General features: G+C 65.3%; 27 protein-coding genes. 9 read left to right on the forward strand and 18 right to left on the reverse strand.

Annotated elements, in window-relative coordinates:
• Positions 1-10: 10 nt before the first annotated feature.
• Positions 11-547, reverse strand: coding sequence for an REP-associated tyrosine transposase (locus tag FIU28_RS17920; protein ID WP_143574547.1), 537 nt, complete (start codon positions 545-547; stop codon positions 11-13).
• Positions 548-666: 119 nt separating this feature from the next.
• Positions 667-888, reverse strand: coding sequence for a hypothetical protein (locus tag FIU28_RS17925; RefSeq protein ID WP_143574548.1), 222 nt, complete (start codon positions 886-888; stop codon positions 667-669).
• 299 nt (positions 889-1,187) lie between these two features.
• Between FIU28_RS17925 and FIU28_RS17930 the strand changes: the two genes are divergently transcribed.
• Positions 1,188-1,427, forward strand: coding sequence for a hypothetical protein (locus tag FIU28_RS17930; protein ID WP_143574549.1), 240 nt, complete (start codon positions 1,188-1,190; stop codon positions 1,425-1,427).
• Positions 1,428-1,577: 150 nt separating this feature from the next.
• Here the strand turns inward: FIU28_RS17930 and FIU28_RS17935 are convergent, their stop codons facing one another.
• The 6 genes from FIU28_RS17935 to FIU28_RS17960 form a co-directional block, all read right to left on the reverse strand.
• Positions 1,578-2,261 (reverse strand): outer membrane protein, encoded by a 684-nt coding sequence (locus FIU28_RS17935; RefSeq protein WP_143574550.1) that lies wholly within the window; start codon positions 2,259-2,261, stop codon positions 1,578-1,580.
• 157 nt (positions 2,262-2,418) lie between these two features.
• Positions 2,419-3,435 carry a Bug family tripartite tricarboxylate transporter substrate binding protein gene (locus FIU28_RS17940; protein ID WP_210245410.1) on the reverse strand — a complete coding sequence of 339 codons (1,017 nt, stop codon included), beginning with the start codon at positions 3,433-3,435 and terminating at the stop codon, positions 2,419-2,421.
• A gap of 121 nt (positions 3,436-3,556) precedes the next feature.
• Positions 3,557-4,663, reverse strand: a complete 1,107-nt coding sequence (locus FIU28_RS17945; protein ID WP_143574551.1) for a tlde1 domain-containing protein — start codon at positions 4,661-4,663, stop codon at positions 3,557-3,559.
• 491 nt (positions 4,664-5,154) lie between these two features.
• A complete protein-coding gene (locus FIU28_RS17950) occupies positions 5,155-5,583 on the reverse strand; it encodes a helix-turn-helix domain-containing protein (protein WP_168202966.1) in 429 nt (142 codons plus the stop codon).
• 80 nt (positions 5,584-5,663) lie between these two features.
• Positions 5,664-7,181: a glycosyltransferase family 39 protein gene (locus FIU28_RS17955; RefSeq protein WP_143574553.1), complete on the reverse strand. Its 1,518-nt coding sequence runs from the start codon at positions 7,179-7,181 to the stop codon at positions 5,664-5,666.
• A gap of 7 nt (positions 7,182-7,188) precedes the next feature.
• Positions 7,189-8,322: a glycosyltransferase gene (locus FIU28_RS17960; RefSeq protein ID WP_143574554.1), complete on the reverse strand. Its 1,134-nt coding sequence runs from the start codon at positions 8,320-8,322 to the stop codon at positions 7,189-7,191.
• 446 nt (positions 8,323-8,768) lie between these two features.
• On the opposite strand from FIU28_RS17960, the gene FIU28_RS17965 reads away from it, so the two are divergent.
• A complete protein-coding gene (locus tag FIU28_RS17965) occupies positions 8,769-9,551 on the forward strand; it encodes a DUF72 domain-containing protein (protein WP_168203090.1) in 783 nt (260 codons plus the stop codon).
• Positions 9,552-9,733: 182 nt separating this feature from the next.
• The gene (gene bcsS, locus FIU28_RS17970) at positions 9,734-10,528 is read left to right on the forward strand and encodes a cellulose biosynthesis protein BcsS (protein WP_168202967.1); all 795 of its coding nucleotides are present in this window, start codon (positions 9,734-9,736) and stop codon (positions 10,526-10,528) included.
• 21 nt (positions 10,529-10,549) lie between these two features.
• On the opposite strand, the gene FIU28_RS17975 is transcribed toward bcsS, so the two are convergent.
• The 9 genes from FIU28_RS17975 to FIU28_RS18015 all read right to left on the reverse strand — a co-directional run bounded on the left by FIU28_RS17975 (position 10,550) and on the right by FIU28_RS18015 (position 18,068).
• Positions 10,550-10,876, reverse strand: a complete 327-nt coding sequence (locus FIU28_RS17975) for a DUF4189 domain-containing protein (RefSeq protein ID WP_143576262.1) — start codon at positions 10,874-10,876, stop codon at positions 10,550-10,552.
• A 128-nt stretch (positions 10,877-11,004) separates the two neighbouring features.
• Positions 11,005-12,609, reverse strand: coding sequence for an NTP transferase domain-containing protein (locus FIU28_RS17980; RefSeq protein WP_143574556.1), 1,605 nt, complete (start codon positions 12,607-12,609; stop codon positions 11,005-11,007).
• The gene (locus FIU28_RS17985; protein ID WP_143574557.1) at positions 12,606-13,322 is read right to left on the reverse strand and encodes an XdhC family protein; all 717 of its coding nucleotides are present in this window, start codon (positions 13,320-13,322) and stop codon (positions 12,606-12,608) included. Before FIU28_RS17985 ends, FIU28_RS17980 begins: the two co-directional genes overlap by 4 nt.
• Positions 13,319-13,648: an XdhC family protein gene (locus tag FIU28_RS17990; protein WP_143574558.1), complete on the reverse strand. Its 330-nt coding sequence runs from the start codon at positions 13,646-13,648 to the stop codon at positions 13,319-13,321. Before FIU28_RS17990 ends, FIU28_RS17985 begins: the two co-directional genes overlap by 4 nt.
• An 11-nt stretch (positions 13,649-13,659) precedes the next feature.
• Positions 13,660-14,865 carry a vWA domain-containing protein gene (locus tag FIU28_RS17995; protein WP_143574559.1) on the reverse strand — a complete coding sequence of 402 codons (1,206 nt, stop codon included), beginning with the start codon at positions 14,863-14,865 and terminating at the stop codon, positions 13,660-13,662.
• A gap of 142 nt (positions 14,866-15,007) precedes the next feature.
• Complete coding sequence (locus tag FIU28_RS18000; RefSeq protein ID WP_143574560.1) at positions 15,008-15,916, reverse strand: AAA family ATPase; 909 nt, start codon at positions 15,914-15,916, stop codon at positions 15,008-15,010.
• Positions 15,917-15,965: 49 nt separating this feature from the next.
• Positions 15,966-16,772, reverse strand: a complete 807-nt coding sequence (locus FIU28_RS18005; RefSeq protein ID WP_143574561.1) for an FAD binding domain-containing protein — start codon at positions 16,770-16,772, stop codon at positions 15,966-15,968.
• A 35-nt stretch (positions 16,773-16,807) separates the two neighbouring features.
• Positions 16,808-17,293 (reverse strand): (2Fe-2S)-binding protein, encoded by a 486-nt coding sequence (locus FIU28_RS18010; protein WP_143574562.1) that lies wholly within the window; start codon positions 17,291-17,293, stop codon positions 16,808-16,810.
• A 316-nt stretch (positions 17,294-17,609) separates the two neighbouring features.
• Positions 17,610-18,068 (reverse strand): SRPBCC family protein, encoded by a 459-nt coding sequence (locus FIU28_RS18015; RefSeq protein ID WP_143574563.1) that lies wholly within the window; start codon positions 18,066-18,068, stop codon positions 17,610-17,612.
• Between the two features lie 165 nt (positions 18,069-18,233).
• Between FIU28_RS18015 and FIU28_RS18020 the strand changes: the two genes are divergently transcribed.
• The 3 genes from FIU28_RS18020 (at position 18,234) to FIU28_RS18035 (ending at position 20,959) form a co-directional block, all read left to right on the forward strand.
• Positions 18,234-19,586: a 3-carboxy-cis,cis-muconate cycloisomerase gene (locus FIU28_RS18020; protein ID WP_143574564.1), complete on the forward strand. Its 1,353-nt coding sequence runs from the start codon at positions 18,234-18,236 to the stop codon at positions 19,584-19,586.
• Positions 19,587-19,604: 18 nt separating this feature from the next.
• The gene (gene pcaD, locus FIU28_RS18025; RefSeq protein WP_143574565.1) at positions 19,605-20,384 is read left to right on the forward strand and encodes a 3-oxoadipate enol-lactonase; all 780 of its coding nucleotides are present in this window, start codon (positions 19,605-19,607) and stop codon (positions 20,382-20,384) included.
• A gap of 182 nt (positions 20,385-20,566) precedes the next feature.
• Positions 20,567-20,959, forward strand: a complete 393-nt coding sequence (locus tag FIU28_RS18035; RefSeq protein WP_143574567.1) for a carboxymuconolactone decarboxylase family protein — start codon at positions 20,567-20,569, stop codon at positions 20,957-20,959.
• On the opposite strand, the gene FIU28_RS18040 is transcribed toward FIU28_RS18035, so the two are convergent.
• Entirely contained in the window at positions 20,932-21,465 is a 534-nt protein-coding gene (locus tag FIU28_RS18040) for a hypothetical protein (protein ID WP_210247736.1), read from the reverse strand. The two genes, FIU28_RS18035 and FIU28_RS18040, sit on opposite strands and share 28 nt — an antisense overlap.
• A 280-nt stretch (positions 21,466-21,745) precedes the next feature.
• On the opposite strand from FIU28_RS18040, the gene FIU28_RS18045 reads away from it, so the two are divergent.
• The 3 genes from FIU28_RS18045 to FIU28_RS18055 are packed head-to-tail and all read left to right on the forward strand — an operon-like array spanning position 21,746 to position 24,821.
• Positions 21,746-22,663: an ABC transporter permease subunit gene (locus tag FIU28_RS18045; protein WP_143574568.1), complete on the forward strand. Its 918-nt coding sequence runs from the start codon at positions 21,746-21,748 to the stop codon at positions 22,661-22,663.
• Complete coding sequence (livM, locus tag FIU28_RS18050) at positions 22,663-23,994, forward strand: high-affinity branched-chain amino acid ABC transporter permease LivM (protein ID WP_143574569.1); 1,332 nt, start codon at positions 22,663-22,665, stop codon at positions 23,992-23,994. Before FIU28_RS18045 ends, livM begins: the two co-directional genes overlap by 1 nt.
• Entirely contained in the window at positions 23,991-24,821 is an 831-nt protein-coding gene (locus FIU28_RS18055; RefSeq protein WP_143574570.1) for an ABC transporter ATP-binding protein, read from the forward strand. The genes livM and FIU28_RS18055 overlap by 4 nt, the downstream gene beginning before the upstream one ends.
• The last annotated feature ends 5 nt before the right edge of the window (positions 24,822-24,826 follow it).

The raw sequence follows: 24,826 nt of genomic DNA on the forward strand, positions 1-24,826 counted from the left end.
GGGCTAGCGGCTAATCCTCTCGCTCGCCAAAATGGCCGCTGTCATCGCCTCCGTGTCCGCCCAAATCGGCAGGCAACAGCCCCGCCCGGACATAGCGATGCAGCGATGAATAGGGCCATGCCGCCGGCGTCGAGACCAAGCCATGCTTGACCGGGCTATAGTCAATGTAGCTCGTGCAGCGCTCCAGATCCTGATCGTCCCGGATCGTGTGCTCCCAGAACCGCCGCTGCCACAGCAGATACTCGCCGCGATGATCGCGCGGCGGCGCCTCGCCAATGGCTACAACGCCGCGCGTAAACCAGGCCTTGATGCTCTTCCAACGTCCTGAATAATCGGCGTCGCTCGGCGGCAAGATCAGGATCGCATGGAGATGCTCGGGCAGAATCACGACGGCATCGATGGCAAACGGCTTGAGGTTCTTTGTGTTGCGAAACGCCATCTGTAGCAGTGCGATATGATCTGCCAGCACAGAGGAGCGCCGGTCGGCCAATGCAACCGTCAAGAAGAACGTCCCGCCCGGGATCCAGTTTCGGCGATAGTGTACCATCGCAAGTTTTCTGCTCCAGCTTGGTAATCCGTGACCTGGATGCAAATCGAGCTGGCCTGACCGTCACGTCTGGATCCCGTATTTCGCTTCGCTTCATCCGGGCTACGCGCCCGGGCCACCTAATCCATCAAATCATACTTCGCCTTCAGATGATCCGCGACCTGCACCAGTTTGGCGATCCACTCGGCGTGCTCCGGCACGTCATGGCCGAGTTGCACGGCCGGGCGCCAGCTGTCGCCGTCGCGCACGATGCTGACGATGGCGCCTTCCGGAGCCTCATGCGGCGTCATCTGACTGAGGATCGTTGCCTCGAGTTCGGCTGCTGATCTGGGTTCCTTCATCTGACCTCCAACGGCTGGACGAACCTTTCGCGACTTTAGCGCGGCTGACTCGTCGCAGCGAGTGCGACAGTAGATTTGAGTGCGGCGATATTACTTCCAGGCCATGTGGCTGTCATGACCCAACGCAAAGCGGTTGCATCAAAATTTACGTCTGAAGTCCGTGCCGGCCAAGACCGACCGCGACCATTGCAACTTTTTCCTGCCATGAAGCGTTCAGCAATGATTCATCCGCCAGCCGCAATAGAGGGCTGCGGCCGTTCGCGCCGAACGGCACCGGGTTTTAACTGAGGAGAACGCTCTTGAAGAAAATCGCCTTTGGATTCGCCGCGGCCATGGCCCTCGGCCTTGCATCGTTGGTCGCGCCGGCATCCGCTGCCACGCCCACGCCGACCGGGATCTCGAGCAGCACGGATATCTCGGCCGCGCGCTACATGCGTCGCACCGTGATTCGCCGCGGGCCGGTCTGCACCATGCGCACAGTGGTGCGCCGCGGGCCGATGGGCCGCCGCGTCGTCACCAAGACCCGCGTCTGCCGCTGACGGTTAGACGCCGGGCCTGCGATCCAGGCCCGGCGCCAGCGAAAAAAAAGCCCGACCGCTGATGACGCGGCCGGGCTGAAGTTTTCTGGAGTAGTCCTGACGATCGCCGCGACGCTCCCGTGTCGCGGCGATCGCGTAGTGAAGAAAACGCTAGTTGAAGTGGTAGTTGATGCCACCCTTGACGGTGTGGGTGGAGAGGCCGAGATCGGTGAAGCCGGTCGCGGCGTTGCCGTAGCGGCCGTTGCCGTAGTCGGCATACATGTATTCGCCCTTCACCGACCAGTTCCGTGCGACCATGTATTCGAGGCCACCGCCGATGGTCCAACCCGACAGGGTCTTGCTCTCGGAGGCGCTCGCGACGCCCGGGATGCTCAGCGACACCTGGTTGTTGGCCCAGGCATAGCCGCCCTTGGCGTAGAACAGCGCGGCTCCGGCGGTGATGCCGACGCGACCGGTGACGCTGCCGAAGGCGCGCACCTTGTCCTCGAAGATCAGGTTCGGCAGCAGGGCTTCACGATATTTGATCGCGCTGCCAGCGGCATCGACTTCGAGGCCCCACAGCCACATGCTGCCGGGGGTCTGCCAGTTATAGCCGATCGTGCCGCCGCCAAAGCCGCCGTTGATCTCGTTGGTGCTGACGGCGAAGCCGTCGAGGCGAACGCGATCCGACCAGCCGTAGCCGCCCATCACACCGGCGTAAAAGCCGGACCAGTTGTAGCCGACGGCGACCGGTGCCGGCGCCTTGGTATAGGAGCGCGGAGCCAGATCGGCCGCCGATGCGTTTGTGACGGCCAGAGCGAAGATGGCAGTGGTAGCAAGAAGAAGCTTGTTCATGGTGTTCCCCAGTGATCGAGTAGGTACGCGATCACTAGGTTATTCGCCCCGCCTGGGGCAATCCGACGCCACGATGATAGGCTTGACCGTGCGTCTCACGCGCGGCGGCGCGGTTTATTTGCCACACTACAAATGATCGGGTCGCGCTGCCTGCCGCTCAGTCCAGCTTGACGCCGGCGTCCGTCACCACCTTGCGCCAGCGCGTCACTTCGCTCGACACCATCTTGCCGAACGCCGCGCCGGAGACGTCCGGCACGTCGGACCCGTTGCGCTCCCAGGCGTCCTTGATCATGGGCGCCTGCAGTGCGGTGGCCAGCTCCTTCTTCATCCGATCGACGATCTCCGGCGGTGTGCCTTTCGGTGCGAACAGGCCGTACCAGGTTGCGACTTCGTAGCCCGGCAGGCCGGCTTCCTCGGCCGTCGGAATATCGGGGAACGCGGCGACGCGCTTGGGCGCGGCGATCGCCAGCGCGCGCAACTGCCCGCTCTTGATCTGCGGGGCCGAGGAACCGAGTCCGTCGAACACCACCGGGACGTGTCCGGCGATGAGGTCCTGCATCGCCGGCCCCGCGCCGCGATACGGCACGTGCAGCAGCTTGGTGCCCGTCAGGCTCTTGAACAGCTCACCGGCAAGGTGATGCGTGGTGCCGGCGCCGGCCGAACCGTAGTTCACCTTGTCGGGGTTGGCTTTCAGATAGGTGATGAATTCGGCCAGCGTCTTGGCCGCCACCTTTTCCGGGTTGACGACGATCACCTGCGGCGGGCGGGCGATCAGCGCCAGCGGGATGAAGTCCTTCTCGATGTCGTAATCGAGGTTGGGATACAGCGACGGCGCGATGGCGTGGTGCGCGGCGCCCATGAAGAAGGTGTAGCCGTCAGGCGCGGCCTTGGAGGCTAGCGAAGCGCCCACGGTGCCGCCGGCGCCGGCGCGGTTCTCGATCAGTACGCGCTTGCCTAGCTGGATGTCGAGTTGCTGCGCCAGCGGCCGCGCGAAGGCGTCAGTGCCGCCGCCGGCCGCGAACGGCACGATGAAGGTGACCGGTTTCTGCGGCCATTGCGCCTGGGCCTGCGACAGCGCGGCCAGGCCCGCCACGGCGGCGAACATCAAGGTGCGAACGGATTTCAGGATCACGGCGGTTCCTCCCGGTGCGGTGCCGCTCGTTGGCGGCGCCATGCATGTCACCGGATGCGAATATCCACATCCAGCGCATCGTTACCCGGGATTGTATTCAGGATGCCACGCGCCCAGCAAGTCATCCATTGGACCGAGCACGGCGAAAGACAGGGCCGCCGGTTCAGTTCAGGCTCGCGACCACGATCAGCCGCCTTACCTCGCCGTTGCGATAGGCCTTCAGGAAAGCAGCATAGTCCTTGAACGAGACACAGCCGTTGCTGTCGCCGTTGGGACCGAGCATGTAAGTGTGCGCCAGCAGGCCGGTGCGACCAAAGATCGCGGCTTCACCGCCGACCGGGGTCAGGCGAAGCGCCGCCACGCCATGAAACAGGGCTTCGCGCGGCTTCAGGTCGTAGACGTGCGGTGGAGTGGCACCGCGCATTTTTTCGCGGACGCCCGACGGATCGTCGAGCCGGCCGCCGAGGCCGGAATGCGCTTCCAGCCTGCTGCCGTCCGGCATGTAGACCTTCTTGGCCGAGATATCATAGACGGCAGTCTGGCGGTCGGACGAGGGGGCGGCGGCCACGGCGTCCTTGCCGTCGCTGGTGATGCCACCATCGGAGCCGGCGAAGGCGAGCTGGGTGCCGGTCGCCTTCTCGGGCGAGCCCACGCCGAACAATTTCTCGAACATCGTCGGGTTACGCGCCGCGCCACTGGCGAGTACGGCGGCCCGGGCGCGCGCCACCAGCGACTCATGCCCGGAGACGGCCGGCACCGGCGCCGTGCGCAATTCCGAGGGGCGCTGCGACGGCATGGGAATGCTGGCGACCAGCTGCTTCACGGTCGGCGCCGGCGAAACCACTTCCTTCGGCGAGGGAGCGGCCGTTGCGACCTGCGGCTCGACGGGCGCCGGGCGGGCAAAGCGTTCCGGCGGGGCGCCGAGCGAATAGGTGGGATCGAACCAGGCGACCTTGCGCTCGGCCTTGGTCGGTGCGGCCGGAGCCGCCGCCGTGATGACCGGCGAAAAGCGCTCGACAAAGGTTGTTTGGTCGAAGCGTTCGGCGAAGGATGATTGGGTTGCGGCATCGCCGAGATCGGCCGCCGCAGCGATTACAGGCACGTTGGCGCCCGAGAGTCGCGCCTGCAGCGACCAGGCGCCGCCGAGGGCGACCAGCGCCAGCGTGACACCGCTGAGAAAGCTGAGCGGGCGAATTTTTGCCTTGGATTTCCGGGAACGCTGGCCGCGGACGGCCGTGACTCCGTAGAAGGCAGCAGTTCGGGTGTTCATACGCAGGTCGTCCAGGGCAATTTCATAGGCTTCCCTGCGTGCATTGCCGGACCGAAGTCAGCAGACAGTCACCCGAGGTCGCAGCGTCATTAGGTCGAATTTTAGTTAAAGGCTTATGAAGTCTCGGCAGATCCTCGGCAGCGTCGTGCTCCGGAAATCTCAAATTCCCGGAACCATTCACCGAATGCCGGACAATCCGGGCGGAGTCATGGCTGGACTGTAATAATCCGGACCGGATGGGTTCTGAAATCGGCTTTGAGGGTCGTCCACCACCCTGCCCGATCGATGATCAGGCTCCGCAGATCGGGGGCGCCGCGGGCCTGGGCGCGCGGTCGGGGGGCGGGACCGCATCAGATCGCGCGCGCCCGGCGAACTGCCGAAACGGAACTGCGCCGCGGGATCGGACCGCTCTTGGGAGAACGGTTGCTGGCAACGGATGCGATGCCACATCGATGCAGCGTCGCATCCGGGGAAAAGTGACGGCGACGTGCCTAGCCGTTCATCGACTGGACGCGGAACCTGGCCGGCGAGGCCCCGAAGCGGCGGCGGAAGCTGCGGTGAAAATACGACAGCTCGTTGAAGCCGCAACTGGTCGCGACATCGCTGATCTTGAGGCTGCAGTTGCGATCGTCGGTCAGCATGGTGCGTGCCTTGTCGAGACGGAGCTGCATGATACGGTCGGTGATGCTGAGGCCGGACCCCTGCAGCAGGTCCTGAACATAGCGCACCGAGAGCCCGAGCCGTTCTGCAACCGTGCGGGTCGAGAATTGCTGGTCGGCAAAGCCGTCATTGATCTGCGCCAGCACGCTGGCAATACGCGCGCCGCGCAGGCCTCCGACTTCCGCGACGTCCGCGCTTGCCGTCGTCTCGCGGTCGCTGTTCGCGGCAAAATGACTTGTTTCGAAATTTGAGTTTTCCATTCCAATGCCCGCCCCAATGAGTGTCATCGCGGGGATTAGTCGCCGGGAACATCGCAAAAGGTTCATCATCGGCGCGACTTTTATCGCGCGGCTGGCAATTCCAGTTCCGGCGGAAGCGATCGATCCAGCGGATCGCCGCGGGCACCCGCCAGCACATGGAGGTCGACATCCTCGATGACCAACGCACCGCGCTTGCGGGTCAGCGTGGCGATCTTCTCGATCTGGCTGAAACGCGCCTGCCATTCCGGCTGCTGCGCCGCATTCGCTTCGCCGACCAGCAGCAGCGGCCCCGCAAGCTGCGCGGGCGAAGGCTCCGGCATGTTGACCCAGCGAATCCGCTGACCTGACTGAACAACGCAGGTTCCCTCCGGCAGATAGAAACTAAGCCAGCCGACGGTGCCGTAATCGGGCGCCAGCACGCAGGTCGCGCCGGTGCGGAGGCGCGCCGCGTCGATCTCGCCGGCCAGTTCCTTGAAGCCGACGCCAATGCTGCGCACGCTGGCGTCGCGGCGATAGCCCGACAGCAGCCCGGTGTTGGCCTGCACCACCAAAGCGGTGAACATCACCACGCCGACGGGGCCTGCCCAGCGCAGGCAGAAATCCACCGTGCGGCGCTCGCGTGGCTGCCAGATCGCCAGATGCGCCGCAACCGCGGCCGCGATCGCGAACGACGGATAGACCGGCGCGAACCAGTTTGCCTCGACCCGGGCGTGGAAGGCGTGCCAGACGAAATACAGCACGATGGTCCACAGCGTTGCGCTGATCAGCAGCCGTGACGGCCACGCCCCGCCATCGCGCCGCATCAGCGCGTAGAGTCCCATCGCGCCGAGGATGAAGACCAGCGGTGAGGCGAACATGAATTGCGTCGGGATCAGTTCTGCCACATAGGCCGCACTGAAGCTGTCAATGCGGGCGCGTCCAAGTTGCTTGATGAACGACACCCACTGGTGGTCCGCGTTCCACAAGATCACCGGCGAGAACACCGCAAGCGCGACCAGCCCGCCGAGATAGGGCCATGGCGAGACCAGCCAGCGGCGCAGCTTCGGCACCGCGACCAGCCAGATGAGGATCGCCGGCCCGAAAAACATCGCGGTGTATTTCGACAGCAGGGCGGCACCGACCGCCAGGCCCACGCCAAGCCACCAGAGGCCGCGACCGGTCGCCAGCACCTTCGCCAGCGTCAGCAAGACGAAACTCGAGGCGACCAACAAGGGCGCGTCCGGCGTCACGATCATGGTGCCGACCGATACGATCATGGTGGCGTTGAGCAGCAGCACGGCGCTGGCGGCGATCCGCGTGCCGCCGAACAATAGCTCGGCCGTGCGGTACACCGCCCAGCTCATCGGCAAAGTCAGCAGCACGGACACCAGCCGCACGCCGAATTCGGTATTGCCGGCCAGCAGCGTGCCGAGCCGGATGACGATCGCGACCATCGGCGGATGGTCATAATAGCCGCCGGCGAGGTGCTTCGACCACATCCAGTAATAGGCTTCGTCGAAGGTCAGCGGCGTCCATGCCGCCGCGATCAGGCGCAGCAGCACGAGACCCGCGACCACCGCAGCCGTGCCACGCACCAGCCGCGTTTCCGCCGGCGTCATCTCACCATCACCGCTTGCGCCAGACGAACAGGCCCGACATGGCGTAATTCCACACCACGCCCATCAGCGCGCCGGCCGCCCCCGCCAGCCACCAGATCGGCTCCTGGTCATAGACCGAGAAGGCGACGCCGACATTGGCGAGGAGGCCGACCGAGCAGACGAGATAGAACAGCAGCAATCCGCGCAGGATGCCAAAGCCCTTCAGCCGCTGGTCGCGATAGGTCAGGAAATTGTTGAGCAGGAAGTTGCTGGTCATCGCCAGCAGCGCGCCGCAGGCCTGCGCTTCGGCAAATGGCAGCAGGAACACTTCGAGCGCGACATACAATGCGGCAAAATGCACGCACAGGCCGATCGAACCGACCAGCGCGAACAGCAAGAAGCGCAATGACACTACGTCGTTGGTGAGCTTGGCCAGCACCAGGCCAAGGAAGTCCAGGGCGACCATCGAATCCAGCTTGCTCTCGCCATGCAGCCGCGAGCCGAAGGTGTAGGGCACCTCGATGATCCGCAGATCGCCGCGCGCCGTCGCTACCACGTCGAGCAGGATCTTGAAGCCTTGGATCGAGAGCTGCGGCGCCAGTTGTTCGAAACGATCGCGGCGGATCATGAAGAAGCCGCTCATCGGGTCGGCGATCTTGACGCGCAGCACGCGCTGCGCCACGGCGGTGGCGAACTTGCTGGCGCCGAGCCGCTGGCTGTTGAAACTGTCGGCGCTGCCGCCGTCGATGTAACGGCTGCCGATCACCAGTTCGGCGGCACCCGATTCGATCAGGCCGAGCATTTTCGGCAGTTGCGTTTCGTCATGCTGCAGGTCGCCGTCGATCACGGCCGCGCAGGGCGCGCTGGAAGCCAGCATGCCCTCGATGCAGGCGCCGGACAGGCCGCGGCGGCCGATCCGCCGGATGCAGCGAACGCGCGGATCGCGCTGCGACAGCCCGCGCACCACGTCGGCGGTGCCGTCCGGCGAGTTGTCATCGACGAAGATGACCTCCCAGGCGATGCCGGCCAGCGCAACGCCGAGGCGCTGCACCAGCACCGCGACATTGCCGCTCTCGTTGAAGGTGGGAACGATGACGGACAGCTGCAGCGGAGCCCCCGCCTGCAGGAGCTGTCCGGGTTCCGGTCTGATGGCTTCATTCATAACACAGCCTATATCCGCCACGCCGGACCGTGCCAAGGCGAGGACGAGATAGCGCACCGGAACTTGATGCAGGTCAGGCCGAATGAAGGGAGGTGGGGAAGGCTAAAAACTAGCCCAGAAATGCCAACGACCCCGAACAACATGGTGCGCGTACATCCGGCGCTACCGAGCTATCCTAGGGTCGTCCCAGCGCCGGAGGCTTGTTAAAGCATCGACGTCGCCGTTAAAAACAAGATAGGGGTTGGTGGGGCATTGCGCAAGGGGCAATCGACGTGGCAAAAAAAACAGCGAAAAAGCCAGCAAAATCAGAGACCAAGACGAAGACCGAACCTAAGACTCCCGGCAAGAGCGCCTTGAAGCGCAGTCCGAACGTCGTCCCCCCGGCCACGGCTGGAGCCAAGACCGCAGCTAAGTCAGCGGTCAAGTCGGCCGGCAAGGCCGGCACCATCCGCATCGGCATCGGCGGCTGGACCTTCGCGCCGTGGCGCGGCGTGTTCTACCCGGAGAAGCTGACCCAGGCCAAGGAGCTCAGTTACGCCGCCTCGAAACTTACCTCGATCGAGATCAACGGCACCTTTTACGGCTCGCAGAAGCCGGAGAGCTTTCGCAAATGGGCAAGCGAAGTGCCGGATGATTTCGTATTCTCGCTGAAGGGGCCGCGCTTCGCCACCAATCGCCGCGTGCTCGCCGAGGCCGGCGAAAGCGTGCAGCGGTTCTACGATTCCGGCGTGCTCGAGCTCGGTGACAAGCTCGGCCCGGTGCTCTGGCAATTCGCGCCGACCAAGAAGTTCGATCCGAGCGACTTCGGCGCCTTCCTCGACCTGCTGCCGCGCCAGATCGACGGCCGCCGTCTGCGCCATGTCGTCGAGGTCCGGCACGACAGTTTTTGCGTACCGGAATTCATTGCGCTGCTGCGCCAGTTCAACACCCCGGTCGTGTTCTCCGAACACGCCACCTACCCCGCCATCGCCGATGTCACCGGTGACTTCGTCTATTCGAGACTGCAAAAGGGCGATGACAGCATCGAAACCTGCTATCCGCCGAAGGCTCTCGATGCCTGGGCGAAGCGTCTGGAGACCTGGGCCTCCGGCGGCGAGCCGACCGACCTGCCCCGGATCACCGACGCCACGCCAAAGAAACAGCCGCGCGACGTCTTCACCTATGTGATCCACGAGGCCAAAGTCCGCGCCCCCGCCGGCGCCATGGCGCTGATCGACCGGCTGACCTGACGCGCCCGATTCGGATATTTTTACCGACGTTCCTGCATCGTTCGCATGGCGGCGGTAGACGCCTCACTTGTCCACAGCTTTAATAACCTCTGGTTGCATTTTTGTGGCGTGGGGTACGGTGGATGTTCCGGAGAGCAACGTTATGCGCCGTCGGCGTCTGCGTTGCTGCCCTGAGCCTTTGCGTGCCGAGAATTTCCGCGCAGGAGGCCGCCGACAACGACGATGAGGAAGAGATCGAGTTGGCCGAGCCAAGCAAGCCGGCCTGGCAAAGCTTTCTTGCCCCCGTGCTGTCCGGCACAAGCCGGCTCGATTTCCTGACCGGCGGGATGCCGGACCGGCTGATCTACTTCGCCGGCTTCGATATCTGGCGCAACGGCCTGGGTGGGTTTGCCGGTTTCCAATGGGCGCCGATGGGCATCCACAGAGACGGCTTCATCCTGCGGGCGGCCTTGTCGGACAATCTCGATCGCTACACCACACCGACACAGCGTTACGTGACCGAAATCACGCGCGGCTCGCTGATGGCCGGCCTGAAATTTAGCGGCAACCACGCCGATGTTCAATTCCTCGTCGGTTATGAAGTCCAGGCCGACTTCCTGCTAGTCAATGGCCGCCTGGCGACACCCCGCGCCCGCCTCGGCACGCGCTTCACCACCGACGTCTGGTGGGAGCCGACGACCTTGCTGATGCTTCAAGGCTCGCTGTCCGGCTCGTCGATCGACGACGCCATCAGCGCGCGGGCCGCGGCCGGATGGCGGCTGTTCGACCGGTTCTGGATCGGGCCGGAAGCGGCACGATCGCGCGATCATTACAGCCGGCAAACCCGCATCGGCGCGCATCTCACGGGACTGCGCACCGGTGACTATGAATGGACGATCGCGGCCGGTCACATCGCGGACAGTTTTCAGCGCGACGGCGTCTATGCGCGGATCTCCCTGCTGCTGCGCCCGCCGCGGGCGCTGCTGCACGAGAACTGATCAGGCCGGCCACTGAAAGACCTAGCCCTTGGCGTCGCACGCCCAGGCGCGGATGACGCATTCCTTGCCGCCGAACTCGTAGCACTTCTTGGTGGCCGCATTGAGCGAAGCCGAGATCTTCGGCGCCACCGCATAGGCATGCGCGCCGCAGGGATTTGCCATGTCGACGGCAAACGCCGCACAGGCCCGGCTCATGTTGACGGTGGTACAATCGCCTTTGCACTGCTTTTTCGCGGCAGCCGTGGCCGCGGCCTGGCCGGCAAAATCGAAGGCCTGACCATAGGCGCCACATTGGCCGACGGCGAGCGCACCCGCGGCGAATGAGGCCTGCGGCGTCAGCATGACCATGATAGCAGCGACAAAAAACGCGCGAAACCGCGCAGCCCGATACGACAAATATCCCTCCCCCGAGGTTCAATATCGCTACAAGCTACACAACAGGCGTTTCAACTTGGTGAACGGATCGCCAATGCCGATCAGCCGCGCCGCGCGTCGGCCAATGCCTGCGGCGTGTCGATATCGAGGAAGGCGCCATGGCCCTCGACCGGCACTTCAGCCACGACCTCCGCATGCTTCATGATCAGATGGCGCGCGCCGATGTCGCCATCCAGCGTCATCAGCTCGGCAAAGAAGCGGCGCGACCACAGCACCGGATTGCCGCGGCGCCCCTCGTTGACCGGCACCGCGATCAGATGGCCCTGGTCGGGCGCGAAGGCCTCGATCAGCCGGTCGATCAGGCGGGTGTCGATCAGCGGCATGTCGCCCAGGCAGATCACGGCGCCGTCGGCATCCGCCGGAAGCGCGGCGATACCAGCTTTCACCGAACTGGCGAGGCCTTCGGCGAAATCCGGATTGTGCACGAACTTGACCGTGAGCCCGGCCAGCGCCGTCTCGACCTCTGAGGCCTGATGGCCGGTCACCACCGTGACGCTGCTGGCCTTCGAAGCCGCCACCTGCTCGGCGACGATCCGCACCAGCGTCTTGCCATTCAGTTCGGCCAGCAGCTTGTTGGGTCCGCCCATCCGGGTCGAGCGGCCGGCGGCCAGAACGATGGCGGCGACGTTGCGGCTGCCGTCGCTGCTCACCGGCAGGCGCGGCTGCGGCCGGGTGATGATTTCCATCAGCAATCCTCCCACGCCCATGCCGGTCAGATCGGCGCGCGTCACCGGGATGCCGGCAAGCAGCCGCATCAGCACCCAGTCGAACCCGTTCTCCACCGGCGAACGCGCGCAGCCCGGCGCGCCCAGCACCGGCACGGCGCCGATCCTGCCGATCAGCAGGAGATTTCCGGGATCGACCGGCATGCCGAAATGCTCGATCGCGCCGCCGACCCGCTCGATCGCGACCGGGATCACATCGCGACGGTCGGCGATGGCGGAGGCGCCGAACACGATCACCAGTTCGGCGCCAAGGCCGAGCAGTTCCTGAATCGAATTTGCCAGCAAATGCTTATCGTGCGCGACACGGCGCTCGGCGACGATCTTGGCGCCGGCCGGCGCGAGGCGCTCAGCGGTGACGCGCAGGGTCTTGTCGATGACCTTGGGCGATAGGCCGGGTAGCAGCGTCGAAACCACGCCGACCTTGTGGACCGTGTAGGGCGCGACCCGCAACGCGCCGCCCGACGCCGCCTTCACGGCGGCGTCACGCAACGCGCCGGCGGTGCCGAAGGGAATCAGCTTCACCGTGGCGATCATCTCGCCTTCCACGACCGGCTTGTAAGCGGCGAGCGTGGCAAACGTGATCGCCTCGTCAACGGCGTTGATGCGGTCGACGATGGCACGGTCGACAACCAGCACGCCGGCATGTTCGGCGAACAGATTGGCGCGGCCGGTAAAGGCGCGCTCGACATGGACGCCCTCGCCCGCCACCGCCTGCGCGACGGAGGCAGCCGCTGTGTCCTCGGAGACATCGCCGTCCTCCAATCGCACGACGACGACTTCGCTGACGCCGGCGCGCTTCAGCGCAGCGACCTCAACGGGACCGACGGTGGTGCCTTTCTTGAGGACAAGGTCGCCTTGCCGCAACGTATGGACCGTAACGCCGCCCAGGGCCTCGTCCGGGCTGGCCGGCCCGAACTTCACGCCGCGCTCGTTTGAGGGGAATCCGTTGGATTCCCCTTCGGCAGCCGCAGTTCGGCAGTGATTTCGGCCATGATCGCGACCGCAATCTCCGATGGCGACACCGCGCCGATGTTGAGGCCGATCGGCGCCTTGATGCGCGCAAAGTCGGCCTCCGACACGCCCTGCGCCTTCAGGCGGTCGCCGCGCTTGGCATGCGTCTTTCGCGAGCCGAGCGCGCCGATATAAAAGCAATTGCGCTCGAATGCGTGCAGCAGCGCGGGATCGTCGATCTTCGGATCGTGGGTGACGGCGACGAACGCGGTGTAGTGATCGACGTTGAGCGGCGGCAGCGCCACGTCCGGCCATTCCGCCACCAGCGACACGTCCGGAAAGCGCTCCGGGCTGGCGAACGCCGTGCGCGGGTCGATCACGGTGACATCGTAATCCAGCGACCGCGCCAGCGGCGCCAAAGCCTGGCTGATATGGACGGCGCCGATGATGATCAGCCGCGCGGTCGGCGCGTAGACGTTGAGGAACAGCTTCTTGCCGTCCACCTCCACCATCGCACTCTTGCCCATGCGCAATTGCTTGTCGAGTTCGGCATGCAGCGGATCGGCGGCGAAGTCGGCCGCCTTCACCAGCCGCTGGTCGCCATTGGCGACATCGGTAATCACCATCACCGGGCGGCGCGCGGCGCGCTCGGCGTTGACGGCACTTAAGGTCTCGAGCTTCACGACTGGCCGACTTTCTCGACGAACACCCGGATCGTGCCGCCGCAGGACAGGCCGACATTCCAGGCCGTCTCGTCGGCGACGCCGAATTCCAGCAGCTTGGGCGCGCCGGAGGCGATCACGTCGAGCGCTTCCGTCACGACGGCGCCCTCGACGCAGCCGCCGGACACCGAGCCCAGAAACGTGCCGTCATCGTTGATCACCAGACTGGATCCGGCCGGGCGCGGCGCGGAGCCCCAGGTCTCGACCACAGTGGCCAGCGCTACGCCGTGGCCCGCCTTCTGCCAGGCCTCTGCGGCCTGCAAAATGTCTTCGTCGCGGTTGAGCATGGTGGCCTCTTTCAAGCAGCGGGGCGGATCAGGCTGCGATGGTGCGCCGATGGCGGGGAGGCCAGCGCCTTGATCAGGCCCTCGATCGAACTCAAATTATGTACGGGACGGAATTCGTCAACGTGCGGCAGCATCATTTTAATGCCCTGCGCCTTGGCCTCGAAGCCGTCGAAGCGCAGCAGCGGGTTGAGCCAGATCAGCCGCCGGCAGGAACGGTGCAGCCGGTCCATCTCGAAGGTCAGGCGGGCATCCGCCTCACGCTCCAGCCCGTCGGAGATCAGCAGCACGATGGCGCCCTGGCCCAGCACGCGGCGGCCCCAGAGCTTGTTGAACGTGTGCAACGACTCCGAGATCCGCGTGCCGCCGGCCCAGTCCTCGACCGAGGACGAGCAGCTCGCCAGCGCCTCGTCCGGATCGCGCGCCTTCAGCGAGCGTGTGACATTGGTCAGCCGCGTGCCGAACAGGAACACCGAGACGCGCTTGCGGGCGTCGGTGATGGCATGCAGAAAATGCAGGAACAGCCTTGTATATTCGCTCATCGAGCCGGAGATATCGAGCAGCGCCACGATCGGCGCGGGTCGGTCGATCAGGCCGAGGCGACGGATCTCGACGATGTCGCCGCCGGTTCGCAGACTGCTGCGCAACGTGCGGCGCAAATCGAGCTTGAGGCCGCGTTTGTCCGGCTGCGTGCGTCGCGTGCGCAGCTCGGCCTGCGGCAGGCTCATCTGCGCGATGGCGCGGGTGACCTGCGCGATCTCGGCCGCAGACATCTGCGCAAAATCCTTCTTCTGCAGGACCTCGCGGTCGGACACCGACAGCTTGATCTCCTGCTCCTGCGGCGGCTGCTCCTCGGCGTCGCGCATCGCCGGCTTGGCCATCGCCTCCTGGACGCGGCGCGAGGCCGGCGGCGGCGGCTTCTTCGCCTGGTCGGGCAGCGGCACGGAATCGAGCAAGTGCTTCCATTCCTCGGCAGCGCGGAAGAAAAGGTCGAAGGCCTGCGCGAAGATCAACGCATGTTCGTGGCGCTTGACGAAGATCGCCTGCAGCGTCGCGAACACGTCGGCGCGGTTGCCGATCTCGATCACCTGCAGCGCGTTCAGCGCATCGATCACCGCGCCCGGTCCGACCGGCAGGCCGGCGGCGCGCAGTGCGCGCGCAAAGCCGGTGATATTGTCGGCCATCAGGCCCGTCGGCGGGTTGAGGTGATCGATGGTCATGGCCTGTCCATTGTCATCCCGGGGCGCGAGCAGCGCAAGCTGCGAGCAAACCCGGGATCCCGGAATGTTTTGCTGCAGAACATCTCAGGTTTCCGGGTTCGCGTTCGGCTCGCGCCGCCCGCGCCCCGGAATGACAGTTGTATCAATCGCTGGTGGCTTCCTTCAGCACCTTCTGCAGATTGTCGCCCTGCATCCGCTGGATGTCATCCTGATACTTCAGCAGCGCGCCCAGCGTGTCGCCGACCACTTCCGGTGTCAGCGAGCGCGCGTCGAGTTCGGTCAACGCCGTCGCCCAGTCCAGCGTTTCGGCGACGCCGGGCGACTTGTAGAAATCCTGATTGCGCAGCGCCTGCACGAACTTCACCACCTGCGCGGACAGCTTGGCGGAAATGTTCGGCACCCGCGACTTCACGATCGCCAATTCGCGTTCGGCGGTGGGATAATCGACCCAGTGATACAGACAGCGACGCTTCAGGGCGTCGTGGATCTCGCGGGTGCGGTTCGAGGTGACGATCACGATCGGCGGCGCCGGCGCCTTCACGGTGCCGAATTCGGGGATCGTGACCTGGAAGTCGCTGAGGATTTCCAGGAGATAGGCCTCGAACGCCTCGTCGGCGCGGTCGAGTTCGTCGATCAGGAGCACCGGCGCACCGCCCACGTCGGGCTCCAGCGCCTGCAGCAGCGGGCGCTTGATCAGATAGCGCTCGGCAAAGATGTCGCTGGAGAGCTGGTCGCGGTCGGTATCGCCGGCGGCTTCGGCCAGCCGGATCGCGATCATCTGCGCCGCGCTGTTCCACTCATAGACCGCGGAGGCGACGTCGAGGCCCTCATAGCACTGCAGCCGGATCAGCTTGCGACCGAGTGCAGCTGACAGCACCTTGGCGATCTCGGTCTTGCCGACGCCGGCCTCGCCTTCCAGGAACAGCGGCCGGCCCATCTTCAGCGCCAGAAACACCACCGTCGCCAGCGAGCGCTCGGCGAGGTAGCCGCGCGAGGTCAGCATCTCGAGCGTCGCATCGACGGAGGTAGGGATCGCCGCTGTCGCCGTCATGGGAAAACCGATCTCGCAGAAATAGTCGGGGTAGGACGGACCTGACGGATCAGGTCCGGGCGTTGGCGGCTTCGACCGCGCGCCTGGCCAGCACGCCGATCAGGTGGGCGCGATATTCCGCGCTACCGTGCAGATCGCTGTTGAGGCCTTCGGCGGGCACCGTGATCCCGTCCAGCGCCTTCGGCGAGAACCGCTTCTGCAGCGCCTGTTCGAACGCCTCGACCCGAAACACGCCATCGGAGCCGGCTCCGGTCACGGTGACGCGGACGTCCGACGGACGCTTGGCGACGAACACGCCGACCAGCGCGTAGCGCGAGGCCTGGTTGCGAAACTTGATATAGGCGGCCTTCTTCGGCAGCGGAAACTGCACCTTGGTAATGATCTCGTCGGGCTCCAGCGCCGTGGTGAACAGGCCCTGCAGGAATTCCTCCGGCTTCAGCTTGCGCTTGTTGGTGACGATGGTGGCCCCCATCGCGAGCACGGCGGCGGGATAGTCCGCGGTCGGATCATTATTGGCGAGCGAGCCGCCGATGGTGCCCTTGTGGCGCACGGCGGGATCGCCGATCAGCGCGGCCAGTTCGGCGAGCGCCGGGAAGGCTTCCTGAACGAGCGCGGAGTCGGCCACGGCGGCATGCTTGGCGAGCGCGCCGATCACCAGCGAACGGCCCTGCATCTCGATGCCGTCGAGACCGGGGACGCGCGAGAGATCGACGATGTGCGGCGGCGCGGCGAGGCGCTGCTTCATCACCGGGATCAGCGTGTGGCCGCCGGCGACCAGCTTGGCGTCTTCATTCTTGAGCAGGAGATTGGCGGCCTGACGCACGGTTTCCGGACGATGATATTTGAATTCGTACATGAGGTTTCCCTGGGGTGTCCCTGATCGTCGTACGGTTAGGCGAGGTCGGAATTCGCCATCGCTTTCGCGCCGGCAGCGATCGATTCGACGATGTTCTGGTAGCCGGTGCAGCGGCAGAGATTGCCTTCGAGCTCATCGCGGATCAAATGATCCGAGAGGTCGTGGCCCTTGCGATGCACCAGATCGACCGCGGTCATGATCATGCCGGGCGTGCAGAAGCCGCACTGCAGGCCATGATGCTCACGAAACGCTTCCTGCATCGGGTGCAGCGGCGCGCCGTCGGCGGCCAGACCTTCGATGGTCCTGACCTCCTGGCCCTCGCACATCACGGCGAGCGTGGTGCAGGACTTCACGGCCTTGCCGTCGAGATGCACGACGCAGGCGCCGCATTGCGAGGTGTCGCAGCCGACATGCGTCCCGGTCAGGCGCAGATTCTCGCGCAGGAACTGCACCAGCAGCGTGCGCGGGTCGATGTTTCCGGTGACGGGATTGCCGTTCACGATCATGGATACTTTGGCCATATGCACTCTCTTCATCCGCGCCGCCATCGCGTGGCCTCGCGTCATTAAAACCATTCCAAAGGCATATTATGGCCCATCCCGGCAATGAGCAACCTCATGCCGGGATGGCGAGCTATGTGTTTTGGCGAACGTAAACTCGGACCTTCTTCACCTCTCCCATAGGGAGAGGTCGGATGGCGAAGCGCAGCGAAGACATCCGGATGAGGGGTCACGATCCATCGACGGAGCGCCGCCCCCTCACCCGGCAACGCGCTTGCGCGCGATGCCGACCTCTCCCCAACGGGGAGAGGTGATCCTCCGTTGCTGATGGCGTGAGCTAAGCTTCGGCTTCGCCCTGAACGGCCTTGGCAAAGTTGGAAAAGAACTCGTCGGCGATCTTCTTGGCCGAGCCGTTGATCAGGCGCTGACCGAGCTGGGCCAGCTTGCCGCCGATCTGTGCCTCGACATTGTAGGTCAGGAGCGTCCCGCCATCCTGGTCGGTGAGGCCGACCACGGCGCCGCCCTTGGCGAAGCCGGCGACGCCGCCCTCGCCTTCGCCCGTGATCTTGTAGCCGTTCGGCGGATCGAGGTCGCTGAGCGTCACCTTGCCCTTGAACCGCGCCGATACCGGCCCGACCTTGATCTTGGCCGTCGCGCGAAAGCCGCCCTCTTCGGTGGTCTCGAGCTCCTCGCAACCGGGGATGCAGGCCTTCAGCACGGCGGGATCGTTGAGCTTGGCCCAAACCACTTCGCGCGGTGCAGCGAGTTGCACTTCGCCTGACATCGTCATGGCCATCGGACATCTCCTGAATTGTCGCCGTCCCAAACTGACGGGTGATCCCAAGTAAACCACGGGCGGCACAAAGGAAAGGGTACCTCCTGCGCAGAAGCAATGCATCATCGCACCGCAACATGCGACGCACTTGGCAGCGGCGGCCGGGGATGATTAGGTCGCGCGCAAATGAGCACCTCCCTCTCCCCTTTATTGGCCCCGCTGTTGTCCAGCTCCGCGATGCGCGCCGTCTGCGATGACGCTGCCACGCTCACGCACATGCTCGATTTCGAGGCCGCACTGGCGCGGGCCGAGGCAGCCACTGGCGTCATTCCCGGCAGCGCCGTGGCGGCCATCGAAGCCGCCTGCTCGGCCTCCCGATTCGACATCGCCGACTTAGCCTTGGCCGCGACCCGCGCCGGAAATCTGGCGATCCCGCTGGTAAAGGCGCTGACCGCCGAAGTTGCGAAAGCCGACAAGGACGCCGCCCGCTACGTGCATTGGGGTGCGACCTCCCAGGACGTCATCGATACCGCCACCATGCTCGGCCTGCGCGCGGCGATCGACGCGTTGCTGGCGGATCTCGACCGCGCCGTCGCCGGCTTCGCGGTGCTCGCGCAAAAGCACCGCGACACCGCCGCGGTCGCCCGCACCTGGCTGCAACACGCGCTGCCGATGCCGTTCGGCCTCAAGCTCGCCGAATATGCCGCCGCGTTGCACCGCACCCGGCTGCGCCTGCGGCGGCTGCGCCATGAAGGCCTGGCGCTGCAGTTCGGTGGCGCCGCCGGTACGCTGGCCGCGCTGGGCGACCACGGCCTCGCCGTCGCCGACCGGCTGGCGCAGGAGCTCAATTTGCCGCTGCCGGAAGCGCCGTGGCACACCCACCGCGACCGCATCGCCGAGATCGCGTCCGTCATGGCGATTCTCTCCGGCACTTGCGGCAAGATCGCCCGCGACGTGTCGTTGCTGATGCAGACCGATGTCGGCGAGGCATTCGAGCCCGCCGGCGAAGGCCGCGGCGGCTCCTCGACGCTACCGCACAAGCGCAACCCGGTGGCCTCCGCGATCGCGCTGTCCGCCGCGACCATGGCGCCGAATCTCGTCGCCACGATTCTGGCGGCGCAGGTGCAGGACCATGAGCGCAGCGCCGGCCCCTGGCACGCCGAATGGCCGACGCTGCCGACGCTGCTGCTGGTCACCTCCGGCGCGCTCGCCGCCATCGTCGATATCGCCGAGGGGCTTGAGGTCGATGCCGACAGGATGCGGCGCAATCTCGATGCCACCCACGGGCTGATCATGGCCGAAGCCGTGACCTTCGCGCTCGCCGAAAAGCTCGGCAAGAGCGACGCCCATCATGTGGTCGAGGCCGCCACCCGGCGGGCGCTCGCGGACAAGAAACATTTGCGCGACGTCCTGATCGAGGACGCCCTTGTCTGCGCGCAACTCGACGCGGCGCAACTCGCCAAACTCTTCGAGCCTATGTCCTATCAGGGTGCCTCGCAGGCCCTGATCGACCGCCTGCTCGCCTCGCTCAACCATTAAAAAATACGGAGACGCCCCATGCCTATGATCGACGCCGACGGATGCCTGCTCAACGTATCGGTCGAAGGCCGCGACGGCGGCCCGACCTTGATGCTGTCGAACTCCCTCGGCACGACGATGCAGATGTGGGAGCCGCAGATGGCGACGCTGACCAAATTGTTCCGCGTGGTGCGCTACGACCGTCGCGGCCACGGCAAGTCCGGCCCGGCCGGCACCACCTCGATGGAGCGCTATGGCAAGGATGTGCTGGCGATCCTCGACGACCTCAACATTGACCGCGTGCACTGGTGCGGCTTGTCGATGGGCGGCATGGTCGGGCAATGGCTCGGCGCCAACGCGCCGGAGCGCTTCGACCGCATCATCCTGTCGAACACGTCGAGCTATTATCCGGACCCGACCAACTGGCACAACCGCATCAAGGCGGTTCGCGAAGGCGGCCTGGCCGGGGTCGCCGACGCCGTCATCGCGGGCTGGCTGACCGCCGATTTCCGCGAGCGCGAACCGGCCGTCACCGCGCATCTCAAGGCGATGCTGCTGGCCTCGCCGGTCGAGGGCTACCTCGCCGCCTGCGAGGCGCTCAGCACGCTCGACCAGCGCTCGTTGCTACCCAAAATCAAAAGCCCGACGCTGGTGATCGCCGGCCGCCAGGACATGGCGACGCCGGTCGCCGCGGGCGAATACATCCGCAGCCAGATCCCCGGCGCCAGCCTGACCATCCTGGATGCCGCGCACATCTCCAACGTCGAGCAATCGCATGCCTTCACCGACGCCGTGGTCGGGTTCCTCACGCAGCGATGAATCGTTCGCGGCGCGCGCGCTCTCACCTCTCCCCGCCGGGGAGAGGTCGACCGGCGAAGCCGGTCGGGTGAGGGGGTTGGGCGCCATCGACAGGCCGGTGTCCCCTCACCCCAGCCCTCTCCCCAACGGCGAGAGGGGGCGCAACGCCGGCGTGTTATCCCAGGATCAAAACGGAAAATGACATGGACGACAAACAACGCGCCGACAACGGCACCGCCCAACGCCGCAAAGTTCTCGGCAATGCCTGGGTCGACAAATCGGCGGCCGGCAAGAATGCCTTCAACGCCGACTTTCTCGATCTGATCAGCCGCTACGCCTGGGGCGAGATATGGACGCGGCCGCATTTCGAGGAACGGACGCGGCGGGTGCTGGTGATCGGCACCATGGTGGCGCTCGGGCAATGGGACGAGTTCCGGCTGCACGTCCGTGCGGCGTTGGCCGAAGGCGGCTTCACGCCGGACGACATCAAGGAGATCCTGCTGCAGCAGGCGATCTATTGCGGCGTGCCGGCGGCCAACCACGCCACCAAGGAAGCCGCCAGCATCATTCAGGAACTCGGGCTGCTCAAGCCATAGAAACCGGTGTCGCGCGCCGGCTGCGCGCGGCCCCCGGCCGCGGGCAGGCGCAGCAGCGGCGGCTCGAACACGATCAGCACGACGGTGCCGAGCATCAGCAGCAGCTCGGTGGCGTGCAGTTGCACCACGGCAGCCTGACCGACCTTGGCGGCCATGATCATGCTGGCGAAGCTGATGAAGCTGCCAAGCCCGAGCGCCATCGACAGCGCCTCGTCGCAACCGCCGCTCTGGCGGATCGAGGCGCGCGTCGTGAACATCAGGAACACCGCAAAGAACGCCACCACGGTCAGCTTGCCCAGCGCCATCAGCCAAGCGTAGCGCACCGTGCTCATGGTGCCGAGCTGCAGGTGGTCATTGAGGAACAGCACCAGAGCGACGTTGGGGCGCTCATAGACGCCCTGCAGCGGCGAGATCATGATGCGAAAGGCGGCGATGGTCCAGGTCGGGATGAAATAACACGCCAGCAGCGCGCCGTTGAAACTCGAGATTCGCCAGTTCTGGATCATGTCGCGGGCCGCCGTCCTGGGCGGCGACAGGCCGCAGCGGAACATAAGGCCGGCGGCATTCGACCGACAATCTAAACCATTTGTTAACCCTAACTGGAGCCCGTTCCCCTCCCGCGGCCCCGGAAATCAGCCCGGCCGGCGCGAAAATCGTCATGTACAGATCTACTTAGCCGCAGCCGGGCCGGTTGCCCGCCTCCCATCGCACTGTTAGAAATTGATCGGCGACGCAACGTCTCCGGCATCGGAGACGGATCTCGCCCTCACGCGAACACGGCAGCGCATGGATTATTTCGCCCAGCAAATGATCAACGGCCTCGTGCTCGGCTCGATCTACGGCCTGATCGCGATCGGTTACACGATGGTCTACGGCATCGTCGGCATGATCAATTTCGCCCATGGCGACATCTTCATGATCGGCGGTTTCATTGCCCTGATCACCTTCCTGATTCTGGTCTCGATCGGCCTGACCGCCGTCCCGGTGATCCTGTTGCTGGTGCTGCTGGTGTCGATGGCCGTCACGGCGCTCTATGGCTGGACCATCGAGCGCATCGCCTACCGCCCGCTGCGGCATTCGTTTCGCCTCGCGCCGATGCTGTCGGCTATCGGCATGTCGTTCGTGCTGATCAACTATTCGCAGATCGCGCAGGGCGCGCGCGTCAAGCCGGTGCCGCCGATCATCACCGGCGGCTACACGCTGCATGAAGGCGCCGGCGGCTTCGCGGTGCAACTTTCCAACGTGCAGATCGTCGTCGTCGTCACCACCGTGATTTTGCTCGGCATCTTCACCTGGCTGGTGGCGAAGACGCGGCTCGGCCGCGACATGCGCGCCTGCGAGCAGGACCAGACCATGGCCGCTTTGCTCGGTGTCGATGTCGACCGCACCATCTCGATGACCTTCGTGATCGGCGCGGCGCTCGCCGCCGTCGCCGGCATGATGTACCTGCTGTATTACGGCCTGGTCGATTTCTTCATGGGTTTCGTCGCCGGCATCAAGGCGTTCACCGCCGCGGTGCTGGGCGGCATCGGATCATTGCCCGGCGCGATGCTCGGCGGGTTGCTGATCGGCCTGATCGAGACGATGTGGGCGGCGTACTTCTCCACGGAATATAAAGACGTCGCGGCGTTCTCGATCCTGATCGTGGTACTGATCTTCCTTCCCACCGGCCTGCTCGGCCGGCCGGAAGTCGAAAAAGTTTGATGGGCAACGTGGCAGCAACCGTGCCCACAGCCCAAGCCACGCGCGGCCCGGATGTCGCGTTCATCTTCAAGAAGGCGCTGATCTCGGCGATCGTCGCCTTGGTGCTGTTCTCGCTGATGATCGGCATCCGCACCGAGGCCGGCCCCTCCGGGCAGTTGATCTGGTGGACGCGGTTCGGCGATCTCGGCCTGATGGTCGCCGGAGTGTTCGGTGGCTCGATCGTGGTCGAGCTGCTGCGCTATTGGTGGGGGCCGGTCGAGACGATTCGCATCGTGCCTGATGGCGCGACAAGGGCGCTGGCGATCGGCCGCCGCGCCATTGTGCCGGTGCTGCTGGTGTTCACCTTGCTGGTCCCGGTGATCTTCTACGACCAGCGCTACATTCTCGATCTCGGTATCCTGGTCCTCACTTATGTGATGCTCGGCTGGGGCCTCAATATCGTGGTCGGCCTCGCCGGCCTGCTCGACCTCGGCTATGTCGCCTTCTACGCCGTCGGCGCCTATTCCTACGCTTTGCTGGCGACCACCTATGGCCTGTCGTTCTGGATCTGCCTGCCGCTGGCGGGCATCCTGGCGGCGTTCTTCGGCGTGCTGCTCGGCTTTCCAGTGCTGCGGCTGCGCGGCGACTATCTCGCCATCGTCACGCTGGCCTTTGGCGAGATCATCCGCCTCGTCATCATCAACTGGCAGCATCTCACCGGCGGTCCCAACGGGATCAGCGGCATCCCGCGCCCGAGCTTCTTCGGCATCCCGCTGACGCCCGGCCCCGACGGCCTCGCCGCCCTGCTCGGCATCGCGTTCTCGCCGACGCACCGCATCGTGTTCCTGTTCTACGTCATTCTCGCGCTGGCGCTGGTGACCAACTGGGTCACGATCCGGCTGCGCCGGCTGCCGATCGGCCGTGCCTGGGAGGCGCTGCGCGAGGACGAGGTCGCCTGCCGTGCGCTGGGGATCAACACCACCACGACCAAGCTCACCGCCTTTGCCACCGGCGCGATGTTCGCCGGCTTTGCGGGGGCGTTCTTTGCGACGCGGCAGGGCTTCATCAGCCCGGAGAGCTTTACGTTTCAGGAATCGGCCCTGGTGCTGGCGATCGTCGTGCTGGGCGGCATGGGTTCGCAGCTCGGCGTGGCGCTCGCGGCCGTGGCGCTGATCGGCGGCTTCGAATTATTCCGCGGCCTCGACCAGTACCGCATGCTGGTGTTCGGCGTCGCGATGGTGCTGCTGATGATCTGGCGGCCGCGCGGCCTGATCGGCCACCGCGCCCCTACCATGTTTCTGCAGCAGGAAAAGGTGATCTCCGCCGAACTCGTCGAGGATGCCCGCGCATGAGCCGCGACGACATCCTCCGCGTCGAGAACCTGGCGATGCGCTTCGGCGGAATCGTCGCCGTCAAGGATCTTTCTTTCAGCGCCGAGCGCGGCAAGATCACCGCGCTGATCGGCCCGAACGGCGCCGGCAAGACCACCGTTTTCAACTGCATCACCGGTTTCTACAAACCCTCCGCCGGCACCATGCGGCTCAACCATGCCGGCCAGGAGATGCGGCTGGAGAAGCTTAACGACTTTCGCATTTCCAAGCTGGCCAAGGTCGCACGCACCTTCCAGAACATCCGGTTGTTTCCCGGCATGACCGCGCTGGAGAACCTGATGGTGGCGCAGCACAACGCGCTGATGAAAGCGTCCGGCTATACGTTCCTCGGCCTGTTCGGAGCGCCGTCCTACCGTGCTGCGGAGAAAGCGGCGATGGACCTGGCGCGCTACTGGCTCGACCAGATCGGCCTCTTGGCCCGCGCGGACGACGCCGCCGGCGAACTACCTTACGGCGACCAGCGCCGCCTTGAGATCGCACGCGCCATGTGTACGGAGCCGGCGCTACTCTGCCTCGACGAACCCGCTGCCGGCCTCAACGCCCGCGAAAGCGCGGCGCTGAGCGACTTGCTGCTGAGGATCCGCGCCGAGCACGGCACCTCGATCCTCTTGATCGAGCACGACATGTCGGTGGTGATGGAAATTTCCGACCACATCGTCGTGCTGGACTACGGCGTCAAGATCGCCGACGGCACGCCGCAGCAGATCCGCGACGACCCCAAGGTGATCGCCGCCTATCTTGGCTCCGACGAGGACGAAGCCATCGCAATGATGGAGGGCGGCGCGTGACGACC

The sequence above is a fragment of the Tardiphaga sp. vice154 genome, from assembly GCF_007018645.1.
GTDB lineage: Bacteria > Pseudomonadota > Alphaproteobacteria > Rhizobiales > Xanthobacteraceae > Tardiphaga.

What these genes read in the sequence shown, in the direction of transcription:
- FIU28_RS17920 (WP_143574547.1), bottom strand. Translation starts at nt 547, where the DNA reads ATGGTACACTATCGCCGAAACTGGATCCCGGGCGGGACGTTCTTCTTG.
- FIU28_RS17925 (WP_143574548.1), bottom strand. Translation starts at nt 888, where the DNA reads ATGAAGGAACCCAGATCAGCAGCCGAACTCGAGGCAACGATCCTCAGT.
- FIU28_RS17935 (WP_143574550.1), bottom strand. Translation starts at nt 2,261, where the DNA reads ATGAACAAGCTTCTTCTTGCTACCACTGCCATCTTCGCTCTGGCCGTC.
- FIU28_RS17940 (WP_210245410.1), bottom strand. Translation starts at nt 3,435, where the DNA reads ATGGCGCCGCCAACGAGCGGCACCGCACCGGGAGGAACCGCCGTGATC.
- FIU28_RS17945 (WP_143574551.1), bottom strand. Translation starts at nt 4,663, where the DNA reads ATGAACACCCGAACTGCTGCCTTCTACGGAGTCACGGCCGTCCGCGGC.
- FIU28_RS17950 (WP_168202966.1), bottom strand. Translation starts at nt 5,583, where the DNA reads ATGGAAAACTCAAATTTCGAAACAAGTCATTTTGCCGCGAACAGCGAC.
- FIU28_RS17955 (WP_143574553.1), bottom strand. Translation starts at nt 7,181, where the DNA reads ATGACGCCGGCGGAAACGCGGCTGGTGCGTGGCACGGCTGCGGTGGTC.
- FIU28_RS17960 (WP_143574554.1), bottom strand. Translation starts at nt 8,322, where the DNA reads ATGAATGAAGCCATCAGACCGGAACCCGGACAGCTCCTGCAGGCGGGG.
- FIU28_RS17975 (WP_143576262.1), bottom strand. Translation starts at nt 10,876, where the DNA reads ATGGTCATGCTGACGCCGCAGGCCTCATTCGCCGCGGGTGCGCTCGCC.
- FIU28_RS17990 (WP_143574558.1), bottom strand. Translation starts at nt 13,648, where the DNA reads ATGCTCAACCGCGACGAAGACATTTTGCAGGCCGCAGAGGCCTGGCAG.
- FIU28_RS17995 (WP_143574559.1), bottom strand. Translation starts at nt 14,865, where the DNA reads ATGACCATCGATCACCTCAACCCGCCGACGGGCCTGATGGCCGACAAT.
- FIU28_RS18000 (WP_143574560.1), bottom strand. Translation starts at nt 15,916, where the DNA reads ATGACGGCGACAGCGGCGATCCCTACCTCCGTCGATGCGACGCTCGAG.
- FIU28_RS18005 (WP_143574561.1), bottom strand. Translation starts at nt 16,772, where the DNA reads ATGTACGAATTCAAATATCATCGTCCGGAAACCGTGCGTCAGGCCGCC.
- FIU28_RS18010 (WP_143574562.1), bottom strand. Translation starts at nt 17,293, where the DNA reads ATGGCCAAAGTATCCATGATCGTGAACGGCAATCCCGTCACCGGAAAC.
- FIU28_RS18015 (WP_143574563.1), bottom strand. Translation starts at nt 18,068, where the DNA reads ATGGCCATGACGATGTCAGGCGAAGTGCAACTCGCTGCACCGCGCGAA.
- FIU28_RS18020 (WP_143574564.1), top strand. Translation starts at nt 18,234, where the DNA reads ATGAGCACCTCCCTCTCCCCTTTATTGGCCCCGCTGTTGTCCAGCTCC.
- pcaD (WP_143574565.1), top strand. Translation starts at nt 19,605, where the DNA reads ATGCCTATGATCGACGCCGACGGATGCCTGCTCAACGTATCGGTCGAA.
- FIU28_RS18035 (WP_143574567.1), top strand. Translation starts at nt 20,567, where the DNA reads ATGGACGACAAACAACGCGCCGACAACGGCACCGCCCAACGCCGCAAA.
- FIU28_RS18040 (WP_210247736.1), bottom strand. Translation starts at nt 21,465, where the DNA reads ATGATCCAGAACTGGCGAATCTCGAGTTTCAACGGCGCGCTGCTGGCG.
- FIU28_RS18045 (WP_143574568.1), top strand. Translation starts at nt 21,746, where the DNA reads ATGGATTATTTCGCCCAGCAAATGATCAACGGCCTCGTGCTCGGCTCG.
- livM (WP_143574569.1), top strand. Translation starts at nt 22,663, where the DNA reads ATGGGCAACGTGGCAGCAACCGTGCCCACAGCCCAAGCCACGCGCGGC.
- FIU28_RS18055 (WP_143574570.1), top strand. Translation starts at nt 23,991, where the DNA reads ATGAGCCGCGACGACATCCTCCGCGTCGAGAACCTGGCGATGCGCTTC.